The organism is Micromonospora alfalfae (assembly GCF_022230925.1).
GTDB lineage: Bacteria > Actinomycetota > Actinomycetes > Mycobacteriales > Micromonosporaceae > Micromonospora > Micromonospora alfalfae.
This window is the reverse complement of record NZ_JAKKFH010000019.1, coordinates 1-17,080: the sequence shown is the minus strand read 5'-3', so window position 1 is coordinate 17,080 and position 17,080 is coordinate 1. Positions and strand designations below refer to the sequence as shown.

The window sequence follows — 17,080 nt, the reverse complement described above, 5'->3', positions numbered from 1 at the left end:
ATCCTGCGCCGGTGGAGGTCGCGGCGCAGGACGAGCGGTTGGCCGCGGACCTGGGTCGCTGGCTGGCCGAGGTGACCTTCGTCGACCTGGACACCGACGAGGTCACCGCGCGGGTGATCGACGCGGTGGTGCGGTGGGCCGAGGCCCAGGGCTGGCGGGTCTACCGGCGCGCGCCAAGCGTGCTGCCGTTGCCGCCACCCCTGGAGCAGCGGCACTCGGTGCTCGACGTGGCGTGTGCCCGTCCGGACGGCCCACCCGTCGTGGTGGAGGTCGACCACACCGACCGGGCCCGTACGGTGCAGAAGCTGCGCGCGGAGGCGGACGCCGGCCGGATCCCGATCTGGGTGCGGTGGGGTGTCGGACGTTTCACAGCGCCGCCACCGCCGGTGCGGATGGTGACCGTCGAGGTGACCCGGCGGGCCGGCCCGACCGGGCGCGGGCGGCTGCACAGCCGCGGCGGTGACCGCCCCGCCCCGGCCCACTCGACCGGCGGCGGCACCGTCACCCCGCAGGCGCTGCCGATCCCGTCGACCGACCGGGCGCAGGGCCCCGTCGACGACGGGCGTAAGAGCACCTGAAGCGAATCGTAAGCGGGCTCCGGCAGAGTTCTGGGTGTCACCGGAGAGCACGACAGACACCCAGGAGATCCCGATGCGCAAGCTCATCAACTCGACCTACATCACCCTCGACGGCGTCATCGAAAACCCGATGTGGACCATGCCGTACTTCGGCGAGGAGGCCGCCAGCCTGGCCGGGGCGCAGACCGAGGAGGCCGACGCGATGCTGATGGGCCGGGCCACCTATGACGGCATGTCCGCCGCATGGCCGACCAGGGACGAGAGCGACCCGACCACTGGCGCCGCGTACTTCAACAACGTCAAGAAGTACGTCGCCTCGACCACCCTGACCAACCCCACCTGGAACAACACAGAGGTGCTCCAGGGCGACCTGGTCGAGGCGGTCACCGCGCTCAAGGCCCGGCCGGGCAAGAACATCATCCAGTACGGCTTCGGCTCGGTCACCGCCGAGCTGCTCCGGGCGGGCCTGGTGGACGAGGTCCGGTTCTGGATCCACCCGGTGCTGGAGGGCGGCCCCAGCCTCACCACGCCGCTGGCCGACGTCAAGGCGTCGTTCGACCTGGTCGACACCCGGGTGCACAAGAGCGGCGTGATCGTCGCCTCGTACCAGCCGAAGGTGTCCTCCTGAGCACCGGTCAGAGCTGGGCCCGGGCCTCGCCCGGGCTCAGCTGCGCGCCCTCGGCGAGCAGCGCGTCGAAGCGTTCCGGCCCGAGTTCGGCTCGCAGTCGTGCTGTCGTCCGGTCGGTGTCGTCGCGTTCGGCCGGAGCGGCGGGGGACTGCGTGGCGAGTCGGGCGGCGGCTGCGGCGCCCAGCAGTCGGGCGGCGACCTCGGGGGAGCGGACGGCCGCCGCCATCCCCTCCAGCGGTCCGACCGCGTCGCGCATCGTCGCCATCGCCTCGGCGGCCTCGAACGCCTCGATGTGCAGGGCCAGTGCGGCGTCCGGGTCGCCGCCCTGCTCGACCGCGTAGCCCAGCTCGACCAGCACCATCGGCAGGTAGAGCGCGGGTTGGCTCTCGCCGCGGCCCAGGTCGGCGAGGTGGCTGAGGTGGGTGACGGCCAGATCGAGCTTGCCGTCGCGGCGGGCGGCCAGCCCGAGGCTCATCTCCGCGAAGATCAACGCTCCGGGCGAGCCCTGCTCCACCGCCAGGTCGTAGGCGCGTTCGGCCAGTTCCCGACCCTGCGCGTAGTCGCGGGTCTGTACGGCGAGCCAGGCCAGCCAGGACAGCTCGGCGCAGACCTGCGGCCACAGCGCCAGCTCCTCGGCCCAGCGCAGCCCGTCGCGGTGCAGCGCGGCGGCGCGCTCGTGCTCGCCGCGCATGTCGGCCAGCCCACCCACCCACTCGGTCGCCCGGAGCCGACCCCACCGGTCGCCGAGGTCGGCGAAGAGCGCGGCGCTGCGGGTCGCGGTGCGCTCCAGGGTGGCCTGGTCACCGTTGGCGTGGGCGATGTGGGCCAGGGAGGTGAGCACCGCTGCCTCGGTCCACGGATCGGCTGCGGCGGTGGGCAGCAGCTCCGACACCAGGGCCAGGTCGCCGTGTTCGATCACCGCGTTGGCCGCGAACCACGCGGCGTGGCTGCCCGGGTCGGCGGCCACTGCGGCGCGTACGTCGTCCGGTGCGATCACTTCACCCTGCGACAGGGCGAAACCGACCCGCCAGGGTGCCGCGCGGGCCTCCTGCTCCGGGTCGCCGGGCACGGCCAGCGCCCGCCGTGCCTCGGTGAGCCGGCCGCGCAGGAACCAGTACCAGCTCAGCGCGACAGCCAGGCGCAGCCCACCACCGTGCGCCAGCGCCGACCGCAGGTTCGCCAGCTCGGTGTCGAGAAGCGCCAGCCACCGCTGCTGGTCGGCCCCGCGCAGCCCGGGGTCAGCCCGTTCGGCCAGCTCCGTGTAGTAGGTGGCGTGCCGCCCGCGTACCTCGTCGGCGTCGGTGAGGCGGTCCAGGCAGAACGCGGCCACCGATTCGAGCAGCCGGTAGCGGGGGGCCGCACCGGAGTCGTCGAGCACCACAAGCGACCGGTCCACCAGCCGGGCGAGGACGTCCAGGTCGGTTCGGCAGACCTGTTCGGCGGCCTCCGGGGTGCAGCCGTCCGGGAACACCGCCAGTTGGGCGAGCACCACCCGGTCGGACTCGTCCAGGAGGTCCCAGCTCCAGCCGATCACCGCGGTGAGTGTCCGCTGTCGAGGTGGCACGTCCCGCTGCGCGGTGGTGAGCAACCGGAACCGGTCGTCGAGCCGGTCCACCACCCCGCGTACGCCCAGCGCGCGGACCCGGGTCGCGGCCAGCTCCAACGCCAGCGGTAGACCGTCGAGGCGGCGGCAGAGCTGGGCCACCGCCGTCGCGGTCTGTCCGTCGAGGCGGAAACCGCGCTGCTGCGCTGCGGCGCGGGCGACGAACAACCGGGCCGCCGCCGAGCGCCGGACCGCCTCCAGGTCACCGTCGTCCGGCACCGGCAGTGGGGGTACCTCCCAGATCAGCTCACCGGTCAGCCCGAGTGGCTCTCTGCTGGTGGCCAGCACGCTCACCCCGGACACGTCGCGCAACAGCCGGGCGACCAGCTCGGCGACCGGTTCGATGACGTGTTCGCAGTTGTCCAGCACGAGCAGCAGCTGCCGGTGCCGCAGGGCCGTGACCACCCGGTCGGCGGGGGACTGGGTCGTTCCGGCGGCCTCGTGGGCGCCCAGGGCGCCGAGCACCTGTTCGGCGACGCGGGCGTCGCCGGCCGGGAGTGGTGCCAGCTCGACCAGTCGGACACCGTCCGGAGGAGACGCCGCTCGGGCCGTCTCGGTGGCCAGCCGCGTCTTGCCGACGCCACCTGGCCCGACCAGCGTGACCAGTCGCTGCCGGGGCAGCAGCGCCAGTAGCTCGGCCAGCGCCTCGTCCCGCCCGATCAACTCGTCGAGCGGGGCCGGCAGGTTGTTCCGGATGGTCGCCGCCCTCGGCGGGGCGTTCAGGCCGGCGTCCTGTTCGAGGATCCTGCGGTGCAGGGCGACCAGCTCCGGGCCGGGGTCGAGGCCCAGCTCCTCGGCGAGCCGGGCCCGCAGCTCGGCGTAGCTCTCCAATGCCTCGGACTGGCGGCCGGCCGCGTACAACGCGCGCAACTGCACCGCCCGCAGGCCCTCGCGCAGCGGATGCCTGGCGACCAACTCGGCCAGGTCCGCGGCCACCAGGTCATGCTCGCCCCGGGCCAGCCGGGCCTGCGCCAGCCGCTCCTGAACGACGAGGCGCTGCTCGCCGAGGCGGGCCGCCTCGGCGCGCACGAACTCGGCGTCGGCCACGTCGGCGTACGCCTCGCCGCGCCACAACGCGAGGGCCTCGGTCAGCCGTTCGACATCGGCGCAGCGGGCCAGCTCGTCGAAGCGGCCGACGTCGACCGCGTCGACCCGCAGCAGGTAGCCGGGTGGCCGGGACTCGACAAGCTCGCGGGCGCCGGGCTCGGCATCGTTCAGCGCCTTGCGGAGCTGAGACACCCGCACCTGGAGTGCTCCGGCCGGATTGGCGGGGGCGTCGTCACCCCACAGGTCGTCGATGAGGCGGTCCGCCGAGACGACCTGGTTGCGGTTGGCCAACAGGTCGGCCAGCAACGCCCGTACCTTGGTGCCGGGCACCACCACCGGCTCGCCGGCGTCCGTGGTCACGGCGAGCGGCCCGAGCACCCCGAACTGCACGGCGGTCATCCTAGCGCCGGCGAGCAGACCTGAATCAGACTGTGAACGGGCGGAAGCCTGGGCATGCACCACCACAACTCCATGATCGACGGAGTGGAGGGAGAGACCCTCGCGCGATCTTGCACTTTCGGTGGCGGCATCAGTCGCAAAAGCCGCATGGCGGCAGCAGGGAGTGCAAGATCGCGGGGTTGGGGCCCAGGAGCGTGGGAACGGAACTGCACTCCTCAGCATCGGGCGCCACAACGGGGCTCTCTTGGACATGCTTGCGTCGGTGCTGCCTGGCTGACAGCGACTCGGTCCGGGTCACCGCATGACCGTTGTTCCCACCCGCTCGGCTTGAAGTTCGCGTGTCCGTGGTCATGGCGCGCGGCCGGCTCAGGGGGTAGAAACATGTCAACCCTTCGGTGCGACCCCACCTTCGACCGCAGGGATCAGAGAGCGCTCTCACCGCCCCGAGCTGCGCCGGAAGTACGCCCCGGCCAGCGGAGAGGACGAACCACATGACAACCCCGTCCCGAGACGTGCGCCGGAGATCCGGTCGTACCCTCCTGCTCGCTCTGGTCTTGACCACCGCCACCACGATGACCAGCACGGCGGCCAGCGCCGGCCGCCCGACGCACGGCGCACCCGACTTCGGCCCGAACGTGACGATCTTCGACCCGTCGATGCCGGTCGGCGAGATTCAGCAGACCCTCGACGCGGCGCACGCCCGCCAGGTCGACAACGAGATGGGCACCGAGCGGCACGCGTACCTGTTCAAGCCCGGCACGTACGGCACGGCCGCGCAGCCGTTGCAGGCCAAGGTCGGCTACTACACCGAGGTGTCCGGCCTGGGCGCCTCGCCCACCGACGTCACGGTCAACGGCAAGATCGAGGTCTACAACCGCTGCCTGGCCGACGGGGGCACCGGCAACTGCCTCGCGCTGGTGAACTTCTGGCGTACCCTGTCCAACCTCTCGCTCACCATCAATGCGGCCGGTCAGGACGACTGCCGGTCGACGGCGAACTTCTGGGCGGTGTCCCAGGCGGTGTCGATGCGCCGGCTCAACATCACCGGCGGAGGCCTGTCGCTGATGGACTACTGCACCGCGGGCCCGCAGTACGCCAGCGGCGGGTTCATCGCCGACTCGCGGCTGCCGGCCACCACCAACGGCTCCCAGCAGCAGTGGCTGACCCGCAACAGCGAGGTCGCGAGTTGGTCCAACGCGGTGTGGAACCAGGTGTTCGCGGGGGTCGAGGGCGCGCCCGACGACGCCACCTTCCCCGACCCTCCGTACACCACACTGGAGGCCACCCCGCTCAGCCGGGAGAAGCCCTACCTCTTCGTCGACGGCAAGGGTCGTTACCAGGTACGGGTGCCTGCGGCGCAACGCGACAGCCGGGGCGTCTCCTGGGCCGACCGCATCACGCCGGGGCGGACCATCGGGATCGATGACTTCTTCATCGCCAAGCCGTCCGACCCGGTCCGCGTCATCAACAGCCAGTTGGCGCGCGGCAAGCACCTGCTGCTCACCCCCGGCACCTACGACATCGCCCGCAGCATCGAGGTCCGGCGCCCGAACACCGTCGTGCTCGGGATCGGGCACGCCACGCTCACCGCCGTGAACGGCGCGATTCCGCTGGATGTGGCCGGTGTGCCAGGGGTGATCGTCGCCGGTGTCACTATCGACGCCGGCACCGTCGAATCACCGGTCCTGCTGCGGGTCGGACGCCAGCACGGCCACAACGCGAGCAGCCCACACAACCCGACCACGCTCTCCGACGTGTACTTCCGGGTCGGCGGCCCGCACATCGGACGGACGAACACCGCGCTGGAGGTCAACAGCGACAACGTGCTGATCGACCACACCTGGGTGTGGCGCGGTGATCACGGCGTCGAGGGCTTCACCGAGGGCGTCAACGGTGACACCGACCGCTGGCGTACCAACACCGGTCGCTACGGCGCCGTCATCAACGGCGATCACGTGACAGCGACCGGCCTGTTCGTCGAGCACTTCCAGCGCTACAACACGGTCTGGAACGGCGAGCACGGCACCACGATCCTCTACCAGAACGAGCTGCCGTACGACCCGCCGACGCAGGCCGACTGGATGAACGGCCCGGTCGAGGGTTGGGCCGGGTACAAGGTCGGTGACCGGGTGCGTCACCACACCCTGTACGGCGGCGGGGTGTACGTCTTCAACCAGAACAACCCGTCGATCCACACCGAGAACGGCTTCGAGGTCCCGGACCGGCCTGGGGTGCGGCTGCACCACATCATGACCGTCAACCTCAGCGCCGGCACCATCGACCACGTGGTCAACGGTGTCGGCGAGGCGGCCGACATGACCAAGGTCGGCGCTCCGGTCTACCTGGCCCGGTACCCGACCCCGTAGCGGGACCGGGCGTACCGACGGGGCCGGAGCCGGCGACGGCTCCGGCCCCGCACGGATGGTCTGCCACGGCCCGCCTGATCTGTCGCGGGCGCTTGCCTAGCTCGACCGGGACCCGGCGGCCGGTCGATAGTCCGGCAGCGGCGGGAGCCTGGGCTGTAGGCGTCGTTCCACTCCCGCCACGGCTCCGAGCAATGGAAGTCGGGCCATCGTGTTGCGAGCCCAGATGCCGGCCCGGCTCTTCGGGGCGAGCATGCCGATGAAGAGGTTAGATTGACTCCGCTCGACCATCTTTCGATGACCCTGCTCGTACCGGTGGAAGGCGATCCGATGATCCCCGCCGACGGATGCGAGTTCTCCCGCGAGTCGGTAGGCGCCGATGAGAGACAGCGTCGCCCCGGCGCCGGCAGCCGGTGACGCACAGTGCGCGGCGTCTCCGAGGAGCGCGACCCGCCCGGACGACCACGACGCCATCCGCACCTGGCTCAACGCGTCGAAGTAGAAGTCAGGATCGGTGAGTGCGCCCGCCAGCAGTTGCGGGACGTGCCATGGCAGGTCCGCGAACGCCTCCCGCAGCAGACGCTTCTGCTGCTCGACGTTCCGGTAGTCGTACGTCAGGGGCTTGCTGCGGAACAGAAAGTTCACTTTGGCCCCGGCATGGGTGCCCGAACGATAGATGCCCGCCGCCCGACCCGGTCGGTTGTAGAGCGTCACCCACCGCTGCTCACCCAGGTCAGGGTCCACGTTCGAGGATGCGAAGTAGTGCCCCAGATGCCGGAGGAACTGCGACTCTGGGCCGAAGGCCAACTGCCGCACCGTGGAGTGTGTGCCGTCAGCGCCAACGATCAGGTCGAACCGGCGGGTCGGGCCGTGCTCGAAGGTGACAGTCACGCCATCGTTGTCCTGGTCGATGGTGCGGATCGAGTCATCGAAGATGTACTCGACGTCGTCCTTTGTCGTCTCGTGCAGGATCGCCGCCAGGTCGCCGCGCATGATCTCGACCTCGGTGCTGGCGGCTCTGCCCTGGATCGCCCGCATGTCGATGCGAGCCACGCTGCGATTGTCCGCGTCCACGAAGGACATGCCGATCACGTCCGCCGCCGCCGCGCGGATTCGCGACATGATCCCCATCCGTTCGACGACGTCAACGGCCTGCCCGCGTACGTCGACACCGTTGCCGCCCTCGCGCAGGCGGGGCGCACGCTCGACCACTGTGGGCGCAAAGCCATACCTGGCCAGCCAGAAGGCCAGGGTCGGCCCCGCGATGCTGGCCCCGGAGATGAGAATCCGCTGGTTCATTGACTCCTCCTTAGTGGCGCAGCGAGGAGCACGCCAGTGGCACGTGCGCCGCTTGCGTGTTCCGGGGAGTTTTCGTAGGCTAAATGAAATACGCGTTCCACTTGACGATATGGAATGGTCGTTTCAGATGTCAACCCCTGCCGCCGATGGCGTGACCCGACGCAGGGCGGACGCCGTCCGCAATCGCCAACGTGTGCTGGCGGCGACGAAGGCCCTCTTCGCCGAGGGGCGCGTCGCCATCACCGTCGACGCAATCTCGCAGCGGGCGGGCGTGGGAGCGGCCACTGTCGTGCGCACCTTCGGCAGCAAGGAGGCGCTCATCGACGCGGCCGTGGCCGAGCTGCTCGAACCGCTCATTCAGCGTGGCCGGGACGCGCTGCTTGAGCCGGATGCCGAACAGGCTCTTCGAGGCTTCCTCGTCGAGGTGATCGCGTTCCAGTCCGCGCACTGGATCATGGGTGAACGGCTCGGGGACATGGAGCTACCGAGCACGACGGCGCAACGAGCCGCTCTGAACAAGGTCGGGCTCGATCTGATCACCAGGGCCCGGGACGGCGGTGCGATCCGTACCGACATCGACGCCACCATCGTTACCGTGTTGATCAGCGAGGTGACCTACGCGATCGCGAGGTCGAAATCCGCATCACCGGCACTCGCCGAGAATTACGTCTTGGTCATCATGGACGGGCTCCGCCCGCAGCAGGACAGGGTCTGAACTGGTCTGGAGGTATGGGTCGCGTCGGGCACCCGTGCCCGCTGCCGGTCCTGTATCTGGGGGAAGGCCAGGGCAAGAGCAGGAACGCACCGGCACACAGCACTCCGATGGCGGCGGCCAGGCCGACCGGCCCGGGCAGCAGGGTCACCACGGTCACCACTCCGCCCAACCCGACGCCGGCGAGCAGCACACCGGGTGCGACGACCAGCACTCTCATCGCGGCGACGCCTCCAACGGAAAGTGCGGCTGGACGCCCCGTGCCGTCCAGCTTCTGCGGGGGGCGACCTCCCGGCATCGGGTAAGGGTCCAGTCCGTTCCGGCCGCCGGCCGCGGGGTGGTGCGCTCAACCACGGCCCGACCGCTCCATCGGCCGTGGCGCTCCGGCGGGCAGCAACTCGTCCTCGCCCAGCCAACCGAGCACCGGGCGGGCGCGTTCGTCGTCGAGTCGCAGCAGGCGGGCGCCGGCGTGCCGGTCCAGCCAGCCACGCAGCGCGCCGGCCGCGATCCGCCGGTTGATCCAGTTGACCAGCGGCACCGAGTCACCCAGCGGCAGCGCGGTCGGTGCGATGGCGTGCCAGGCCGCCGAGCCGATCGGGCTCACCTCGCACCGCCAGCGCGGCCGGCGTCCTGGTGGGTCGACGAAGAGCAAGCGTTGCCCGGACGCCAACTGCCCCAGCATCGTCGGATGCCCGTCGACAGACCAGCGGGTACGGCTGAACAGCACCACCCAGTCGCGGGTGTCACCGGCGGGCAGCGGGCCGACGTCGCCGCGCAGCGTGGCGAGCAGGTCACCCAGGCCCAGCCGTACGGGTCGACCGAGGAGTCGCCTGACCAGGTGGTCGGCGAGCAGCGTGGCCCGGAACACCGGCAACCGGTGCCGGGGCTGGGTCATCCGCAGATATCCGACCAGGCTGCCCAGCAGGTGTCGAGAGCGGATGGTCGGCCCGAGCAGCCGGGTGGACGCGCCACGGCTGTGCGTCACGACGGCGTCGGGAAGCATCCACATCTCATGACCGGCCTGGTCGAGCTGCCGCGCGAGGACCACGTCGTTCCAGTAGACGGGGAACGTCTCGTCGAGGATCGTCTGCTGCCCGAGCACCCTGCGGCGTAGCAGCACGCAGCTGCCCGAGGCGAGTTGCCGGGGACGGGTGAAGTCCTCGCCCCGCAGCTGGAACCGGTGCAGCGCCTGGCGGAACCCGGGCAGTCGGCGCAGCGCGGTCACCAGTGCGATGGTGGCGGCGAAGCTGGGCTGTTGGGCGTAGTGCGCTTGGACGGTGCCGTCCGGGTTGAGGTACAGCGGGCTGACCCCGGCGACCTCCGGCCGCTCGCGCAGATGGTCGACCATCCGGGACAGCGCGCCCGGGTGAAACCGGATGTCGCTGCTGAGCAGCAGGACCAGCTGTCCGTTCGCGCGGCGGTACGCCTGGTTCACGGCGGCGGCGAAACCGTTGTTGTGTTTGTTGCGGATCAGTCGGACCCGTGGTTGGTCGGCGAGCAGGTCGGCAGAGCCGTCGGACGAGCCGTTGTCGACGGCCACCACCTCGTAGTCGAGATCGGGGTCGGCGGTCGACGCCAGCGAGTCCAGGCACTGCCGGGTCTGCTCGCGGGTGTTCCAGCTGACCAGCAGCACCGACAGCAGCGGAGCGCCCATCTCGACACCGCCGGGTCGTTGCGGTGGCGGACCCAGAGTCTCTCTCAACGGGCCGTCCTCCCTCCTCTTCGGGTGGTCCCGGGCATGCCGGTGGCCACCTCCGGGAGAAGTTACCCGCGAGAAAGGGCCTAACAATGATGAATAGCGAGATACAGCACTTTCCACCACGAAACACGCATATCTACACGAGACATTGGGTCAAGTGTCCGTTTGGTGGCCCTTCGGTGGGTTACCGTCGTGGCCGGCCGTCCGGTTGCCGCAGCGGGCCGACCGTACCGTCGTTGCGAGGAGTTCCAGATGGACCTGCCCGGTTCCGCCGTCGGTGCCGACCCGTCGACGACCCTGACACCCCGGCGCATTCTGGTGACCGGGGGTGCCGGCTTCATCGGCAGTCACGTGGTCGCCCGGCTGATGCTGATGGGCAGCCAGGTCCGGGTGCTCGACAACTTCTCCACGGGCCGGATCGAGAACCTGGCCGACGCCGCGTCCGGCGGGTTGACCGAGGCGGACGTCGTCTCGGGTGACATCCGTACGCCGGAGGGTGTCGAGGTCATCCACCAGTGGCAGCCGGACGTGGTGGTGCACCTCGCCGCGCAGCCGAGCGTTCCCACGGCCCGTCATTCACCCCTGTACGACGCGGACGTGAACGTGTTCGGCACCGTGAACGTGCTGGACGCCTGCGCCCGCGGCGGCGTACGCCTGCTCGTCAACGCGGCCAGCAGTGACATCTTCGGCAGCGTCGCCGCCGACGAGTTGCCGGTCCGCGAGGACCATCCGATCGCGCCGGTGAGCCCGTACGGCGTCAGCAAGGCCGTGGGCGTGCACTACGTCGACTGGTACGGGCGTCAGCACGCCCTGTCGTACACCTCGATGGTGTTGGGAAATGTCTACGGGCCCCGGCGGGAGGGCGGCGACTGCGGCGTGGTGTCCCTGATGGCCGACGCGCTTCTCGGGGGCCGACAGGCGGTCATCTACGGCGACGGTACGCAGACCAGGGATTTCGTCTACGTCAGCGATGTGGCCGAGGCGATCGCTGTCGCCTGTCACCACGACGGGGTGGGGATGGTCAACATCGCCTCGGGCCGGCAGACGAGCGTCAACGAGGTGTACGACACGGTCCGGGAGGCGTCCGGCGTCGGCGACGCGGCCCGTTACGAGCTGCCGCCCTGGCCGGACGAGGTGCGCAGCATGGCGCTGGACACCAGGAAGGCGCGCGAGCTGCTCGGGTGGTATCCCAGAATCGGCTTCACCGAGGGCGTGCGGATGACGGTGCGCGACGCGCGTCGCCGCCAGGCCGGCAGCCAGAACCTGTCCCCGGTGTGGGCGCTCAGCCACTGATGACGAACCGCATAATTCCCGTCGTCTGATCGGTAATTTCATCGATCAGTCTAACTCTTGCGGGTCGGCATCCACTACTGCCACGATGGCCGTCAATGCCTTCCGTCCCGAAGGAGTGGTCGTCATGGCGGTGTCCCGCCGCAGGTTCGTCACATCGGTGCTGGCCGGGTCCGCCCTCGCCACCGCCTCCACCACCGAACTGCTCACCGCAGTGGCCAGCCCCGCGCACGCCGCCAGTCCCCCCGGGGACGTGGTCGGCAAGGTGACGGTCGGCTACCAGGGCTGGTTCAGCGCCCCCGGCGACGGCGCGCCGATCGGCGGATGGTGGCACTGGGGCCGCGACCGGTTCCAGCCGCCCTCACCCGCCAACACCACAATCGTGTCCTGGCCGGACATGCGCGAGTACACCCGCAGCTATCCCACCGCGTACCCCAACCTGGGCAACGGCCAGCCGGCCACCCTCTTCTCCTCGTACGACCAGCAGACCGTGGACACCCACTTCCGGTGGATGCAGGAGAACGGCTGCGACACCGCCGCGCTGCAACGGTTCAACCCGATGGGCGACGAGGGCCCGACCCGCGACGCGATGACGCAGAAGGTGCGCTCCGCGGCCGAGCGTCACAGCCGCAAGTTCTACATCATGTACGACGTCACCGACTGGCTGAGCTTCCAATCGGAGATCAAGACCGACTGGACGACGAAGATGGCCGCGCACACCGCGTCCTCCGCGTACGCCCGGCAGAACGGCAAACCGGTCGTCTGCATCTGGGGCTTCGGCTTCAGCGAGCCCAGCCGTCCCTTCACCCCCGGGCCGTGCCTGGAGGTCATCAACTGGTTCAAGGCGCAGGGCTGCTACGTCATCGGTGGCGTGCCCACCTGGTGGCGGCAGGGCATCGAGGACTCCCGCCCCGGCTTCCTCGACGTCTACCACGCGTTCCACGCGATCTCGCCGTGGATGGTCTACCGAGCCAGGACCGTGGAGGAACTGGACTCCTACTACAACAACGTCAACGTCGGCGACATGGCCGACTGCGCGGCGCGCGGCATCGACTACCTGCCCTGCGTGATGCCCGGCGACCTCGCCGGGGGCCACCGCAAGCACGGCGACTTCTACTGGCGGCACATCTACAACATGGTCCGACTCGGATCCCAGGGCCTGTACGTGTCCATGTTCGACGAGTACAACGAGGGCAACCAGATCGCCAAGACGTCCGAGACCCAGGCCACCACCCCCGCCGGGGCGAACATCAGGGCCCTGGACGAGGACGGCGTGGCCTGCTCCTCCGACTACTACCTGCGGATCACCGCCGACGGCGGCCGGATGCTCAAGGGGCAACTCGCGCTCACCGCCGTGCGCCCCACCCCACCGATGGTCGGCACCCCGCCACCGGTCAGCGGCAACCTGGCCGCCGGCAGACCCACGGCGGCCAGCAGCCAGGGCGGCGGGTTCCCGGCGTCGAACGCTGTGGACTCGAACGCCGGCAGCTACTGGGAGAGCGGCGGCGGTGGGTTCCCACACTGGTGGCAGGTCGACCTCGGCGCCAGCCACCAGGTCAACAAGCTCGTGGTCCGGCTGCCCGCCGGCTGGGGAGCGCGCACCCAGACCATCGCCGTGCAGGGCAGCGTCGACGGCAACTCCTTCGCCACCATCGCCGGGGCCTCCGCGTTCGCCTTCGACCCGGCCACCGGCAACAGCGTCACCCGCACGCTGACGACCACCACGGCCCGCCACGTCCGCCTCAGCATCAGCGGCAACACCGGCTGGCCGGCCGCCCAACTCGCCCAGGTCGAGGTGTACGCCGGCAGCACCGTCCCGGACAACCCGCCGACCGCCCCGAGCGGCCTCACTGTCACGGGCAAGACCTCGACGAGCGTGTCGCTGGCGTGGACGGCCTCCACCGACGACACCGGCGTGACGGGCTACCAGGTACGCCAGGGCGGCAATGTCGTCGCCACAGTCGCGGGCACCACTGCGACCGTGAGCGGGCTCAGCGCGTCCACCGCGTACACCTTCACTGTCACCGCCCGCGACGCCGCCGGCAACACCTCCGGTGCGTCCTCGGCGGTCACCGTCACCACTGACGCCGCGGCCAACGCGGACCTCGCCCGGGGTCGACCCACCAGCGAGAGCAGCCACGTCCAGAGCTACGGGTCGGGCAACGTGGTGGACGGGGACGCGAACAGCTACTGGGAGAGCGCCAACAGCGCGTTCCCGCAGTGGGTGCAGGTTGATCTGGGTTCGTCGCGCACTGTCGGGCGGGTGGTGCTGAAGCTGCCGCCGTCGTCGGCCTGGGGGAGTCGGACGCAGACGCTTTCCGTGCAGGGCAGCACCGACGGAGGGAGCTTCAGCACGCTTGTCGGATCGGCGGGGCGGACCTTCGACCCGGCCAGCGGTAACCAGGTGACGCTCACGTTCAGTGCCGCGCAGGCGCGCTACGTGCGCATCACCGTCACGGGTAACACGGGGTGGCCGGCAGGACAACTGTCGACGCTGGAGGTCTACGCCAGCTGATCAGGGGTGGGGCGGCCGCCGGGGGAGCGGCGGCCGCGCCACCGGGCCGTCGACGCAAGTCGCACCTGAGGCCACCGCGTTCGGAGACCCCCGAACGGCCTCCTGCCGGGTGCCGAGACGGACCGAATCGAGCTGACGACCCCTTGACCCCCAGACCTCGGCAAGGTGGTCGGGTGAGGTCCGCACCGCTGTATGACAGCCGGATCGACGTCGTAGCGGCCCCATGCGGTTCTGTCGGTTGCTGTACATCGCTGCTGTACTACCGAAAGTCAGCCGACGTCGCACCACTCCCCCGCCAGCCCTGCCATCGTTTCTACTGGGGCGGGGTTTAAACCCCATACACCTGCGACTTTAGGAGATCATCTTTTAGGAGGCACCTTCGGCCAACCCTGCATAACCCCCGTTAGCGCCTCCACGGGGGTCGGAAGTAGGCCCAGGTATGACCGCATGAGGGGTTCCTGAGCGCTCTCGATCTTCGATAGCGTCTGCCTCTACTTTCAACGTGGGGACTCCGGAGGTACTCAGTGGCGGCTCGGCAGCCCAAGCGGCGGATTCGAAACGAGTTCACGTTAGGTGAAGGTGCCGCCGAGTACGACGGCCTGCTTCGCGAGGCGTTCTACGAGACGTGGCTATACCGGGCAATCGTGTCCCGTGATGATCAGCGGTGCTTCCTGATTGGACGCACCGGAAGCGGCAAGTCTGCGTTGTTTCGCCAGATGGAGTTTGAACATGGCGATCACCTAATTCGGCTTAGCCCAGAAGATCTATCATTGACTTACATCGCAGAGCTGCAGGTGGTGCGCTTCCTGAAATCACTGGACGTTCACCTGGATCCACTATTCATTGCGCTCTGGAAGCACGTCCTAATAATTGAAATCGTCAAACATCGCTATCAGGTAGACTCGCCCGAAGCAAAGCAGCGCTTCCTGCACGGACTTATGGATAAGATTAAGCGAGACAAGAGCAAACAGGAGGCTCTCAAGTACCTAGAGGACTTCGACGGAAAATTTTGGCAGGAAACGGACGAGCGCGTCAAAGAGATCATCGAGAAGTTCGAAACGCAAGTAAAGGCCGAAGCCGGCGCGAAGATCGGGGCCGGATTAGCGAGTTTCAGCGGAAACGTGGGTGACACGGTGATGGAGTCGGGGGAAAAACGAAGGGAGCTAGTCAATCGCTTCCAGCGCCTGGTGAATGAAACGCAGCTACCTCGCCTAAACAAAATGGAGCGCGTCTTAAACGAGGACATCCTCGACTCCGCCCAGCATTACACTTATATCGTCATTGATGACCTTGACCGCGATTGGGCGGACGAGCAGATCACCAATGATCTCATTCGGTGCCTTTTTCGTGCGGTAATGGATCTCAAGCGGGTTGAGAATCTCAAAATTTTGGTCGCACTTCGAACAAACATCTTCGAAGCTCTCGATTTTGGCAGGACCGGCGGACAGGAAGAGAAGTTCCGCGGCCTCAGCCACACGCTTAGATGGTCGAAGAACGAGTTGCGCGACCTTCTGGATAATCGTGTCAGTACGGCCGCTCAACGCCACGGCCTGACGGACGTGAAGTCGATGGATGAACTTCTTCCCCGCACGAACCCCACTAGAGGAAACCCACTCGACTACATCCTCAACCGAACACTGCTTCGGCCACGTGACGCTATCGCGTTCCTGAACGAATGCTTTACGCTATCGAACGGGAAAGAAAAGCTAACTTGGGCGGCAATCCAGTCGGCTGAGTCCGCATACTCTAAGAACCGGCTCCTTGCGCTACGGGATGAATGGAAGCCAACCTATCCCGGCATCGAAGAGCTACTTGCTGCATTCACTCGCTCCTCCAACACGCTCGACTGGGATGAGATGAGGAGACGACTGGCCGAGTGTGCCGTCCTGATTGCGGAGCCCGATTTCCCCGGACGAACTTGGTTAACCCCCATCGCAGAGCCGCTTTGGTCGGCTTCCAGCTCGGATGATACTGCCGAAGTCCACCAGCCGCTAATCCGACTTCTTCACAACATCGGATTTATCGGATGCATTACCACTGTAGACGAGGTAATAGGTTCTGAACGTCGACAGGTAGACGAGCCTGCGATTTACAATAACGATCAGCCCAGTTTTGCCGACCACGTCAGCAATCTGCGCAGAGTCTCGGCGTTCACGGTCCATCCGGCCTTTCGGCCCGCCCTGGATATCAGAGACTGAGCATCGGCCGGGCAGTCAATTAGACGCCGCGACGCCGACTCAACCTTCAGTACGACGCACCTTGGGGAATCACTCCTGCCCTCACCATCCCGTCGGCCTTCGTCCGCACACCTACTCGGCTTCGCCCGGACGAAGGTTGCCGGGATGGCGCCAACCATCCCAGAGCGCCCGAGCGCCCCGCCGGAGGCACGCCCTGGTCGTCACTCCTCAACATCGAAGCCCCGGACCAGCCATCGCTCATGGCGGCCCGGGGCTTCTTCGTATGTCGCGCCGCCGGCGGGGCTGCAACCGTTCGGGGTGCGCCCCGTGCGCTTGCGCTAAGGGGCGCGGGGTCCCCGATCGGCGAACCGTGTGGGTCGGCCCCTGGTCGGCGGCGCGAGCGGCCTGCGAAGCGGGCCGCCTTGATCTCGTACAGAAAGTTCTCACATAAACCCTCGTCGCGCGTCTGTCCGACTCCGGATGATGCGTTACACGCTGGTTTCAGTTGATGCGTGACACTCCGCCGAGTGTTGGTGGAGATGAGCGTGACAGAACAGCGGTATCGGGCCGTGTTGGAGGTTCAGGCTGGGCTTGCGGTGACGGAGGTGGCCGATCGGTTCGGCGTCTCCCGCCAGGCGGTGCACCGGTGGTTGCGCTGGTATGCCGAGGAGGGCTTGGACGGATTGCGGGACCGCTCGCACCGGCCCCAGGGGCACCCGGCCCAGACCTCGGCAGAGGTCGAGTCGGCTATTTGCGAGCTGCGCCGTGGC

Annotated in this window: 11 protein-coding genes; 8 read left to right on the top strand and 3 right to left on the bottom strand. The window is 68.5% G+C overall.

Annotation, left to right across the window (positions count from 1 at the left end; translation table 11 throughout):
* Positions 1-11 precede the first annotated feature (11 nt).
* Together MED01_RS16105 and MED01_RS16100 are read left to right on the top strand one after the other, a co-directional pair.
* Positions 12-578, top strand: coding sequence for a hypothetical protein (locus tag MED01_RS16105; RefSeq protein ID WP_238669382.1), 567 nt, complete (start codon positions 12-14; stop codon positions 576-578).
* A gap of 73 nt (positions 579-651) precedes the next feature.
* Positions 652-1,206, top strand: coding sequence for a dihydrofolate reductase family protein (locus MED01_RS16100; protein WP_238669381.1), 555 nt, complete (start codon positions 652-654; stop codon positions 1,204-1,206).
* Between the two features lie 7 nt (positions 1,207-1,213).
* On the opposite strand, the gene MED01_RS35745 is transcribed toward MED01_RS16100, so the two are convergent.
* The gene (locus MED01_RS35745) at positions 1,214-4,255 is read right to left on the bottom strand and encodes an AfsR/SARP family transcriptional regulator (protein WP_274525818.1); all 3,042 of its coding nucleotides are present in this window, start codon (positions 4,253-4,255) and stop codon (positions 1,214-1,216) included.
* Positions 4,256-4,746: 491 nt separating this feature from the next.
* Between MED01_RS35745 and MED01_RS16090 the strand changes: the two genes are divergently transcribed.
* Complete coding sequence (locus MED01_RS16090; protein WP_238669380.1) at positions 4,747-6,621, top strand: pectate lyase-like domain-containing protein; 1,875 nt, start codon at positions 4,747-4,749, stop codon at positions 6,619-6,621.
* 96 nt (positions 6,622-6,717) lie between these two features.
* On the opposite strand, the gene MED01_RS16085 is transcribed toward MED01_RS16090, so the two are convergent.
* Entirely contained in the window at positions 6,718-7,917 is a 1,200-nt protein-coding gene (locus MED01_RS16085; protein ID WP_238669379.1) for an FAD-dependent monooxygenase, read from the bottom strand.
* 193 nt (positions 7,918-8,110) lie between these two features.
* Here MED01_RS16085 and MED01_RS16080 point away from each other — a divergent pair, with 193 nt between their 5' ends.
* On the top strand, positions 8,111-8,632 hold the full coding sequence (locus MED01_RS16080; RefSeq protein ID WP_238669378.1) for a TetR/AcrR family transcriptional regulator: 522 nt from the start codon (positions 8,111-8,113) through the stop codon (positions 8,630-8,632).
* A gap of 343 nt (positions 8,633-8,975) precedes the next feature.
* On the opposite strand, the gene MED01_RS16075 is transcribed toward MED01_RS16080, so the two are convergent.
* Complete coding sequence (locus MED01_RS16075) at positions 8,976-10,331, bottom strand: glycosyltransferase family 2 protein (RefSeq protein WP_238669377.1); 1,356 nt, start codon at positions 10,329-10,331, stop codon at positions 8,976-8,978.
* Between the two features lie 249 nt (positions 10,332-10,580).
* On the opposite strand from MED01_RS16075, the gene MED01_RS16070 reads away from it, so the two are divergent.
* The 4 genes from MED01_RS16070 to MED01_RS16055 form a co-directional block, all read left to right on the top strand.
* Complete coding sequence (locus MED01_RS16070; protein ID WP_238669376.1) at positions 10,581-11,621, top strand: GDP-mannose 4,6-dehydratase; 1,041 nt, start codon at positions 10,581-10,583, stop codon at positions 11,619-11,621.
* A gap of 124 nt (positions 11,622-11,745) precedes the next feature.
* On the top strand, positions 11,746-14,133 hold the full coding sequence (locus MED01_RS16065) for a glycoside hydrolase family 99 protein (protein WP_238669375.1): 2,388 nt from the start codon (positions 11,746-11,748) through the stop codon (positions 14,131-14,133).
* Between the two features lie 524 nt (positions 14,134-14,657).
* Positions 14,658-16,331 carry a P-loop ATPase, Sll1717 family gene (locus MED01_RS16060; RefSeq protein WP_238669374.1) on the top strand — a complete coding sequence of 558 codons (1,674 nt, stop codon included), beginning with the start codon at positions 14,658-14,660 and terminating at the stop codon, positions 16,329-16,331.
* 518 nt (positions 16,332-16,849) lie between these two features.
* Positions 16,850-17,080 (top strand): helix-turn-helix domain-containing protein (locus MED01_RS16055; RefSeq protein WP_238669545.1); only part of this gene is annotated, 231 nt, incomplete at its 3' end.

Excerpts from the sequence above, each read along its gene's own strand:
- MED01_RS16065 (WP_238669375.1), top strand. The coding sequence starts at position 11,746 with ATGGCGGTGTCCCGCCGCAGGTTCGTCACATCGGTGCTGGCCGGGTCC.
- MED01_RS16090 (WP_238669380.1), top strand. The coding sequence starts at position 4,747 with ATGACAACCCCGTCCCGAGACGTGCGCCGGAGATCCGGTCGTACCCTC.
- MED01_RS16100 (WP_238669381.1), top strand. The coding sequence starts at position 652 with ATGCGCAAGCTCATCAACTCGACCTACATCACCCTCGACGGCGTCATC.
- MED01_RS16085 (WP_238669379.1), bottom strand. The coding sequence starts at position 7,917 with ATGAACCAGCGGATTCTCATCTCCGGGGCCAGCATCGCGGGGCCGACC.
- MED01_RS16070 (WP_238669376.1), top strand. The coding sequence starts at position 10,581 with ATGGACCTGCCCGGTTCCGCCGTCGGTGCCGACCCGTCGACGACCCTG.
- MED01_RS35745 (WP_274525818.1), bottom strand. The coding sequence starts at position 4,255 with ATGACCGCCGTGCAGTTCGGGGTGCTCGGGCCGCTCGCCGTGACCACG.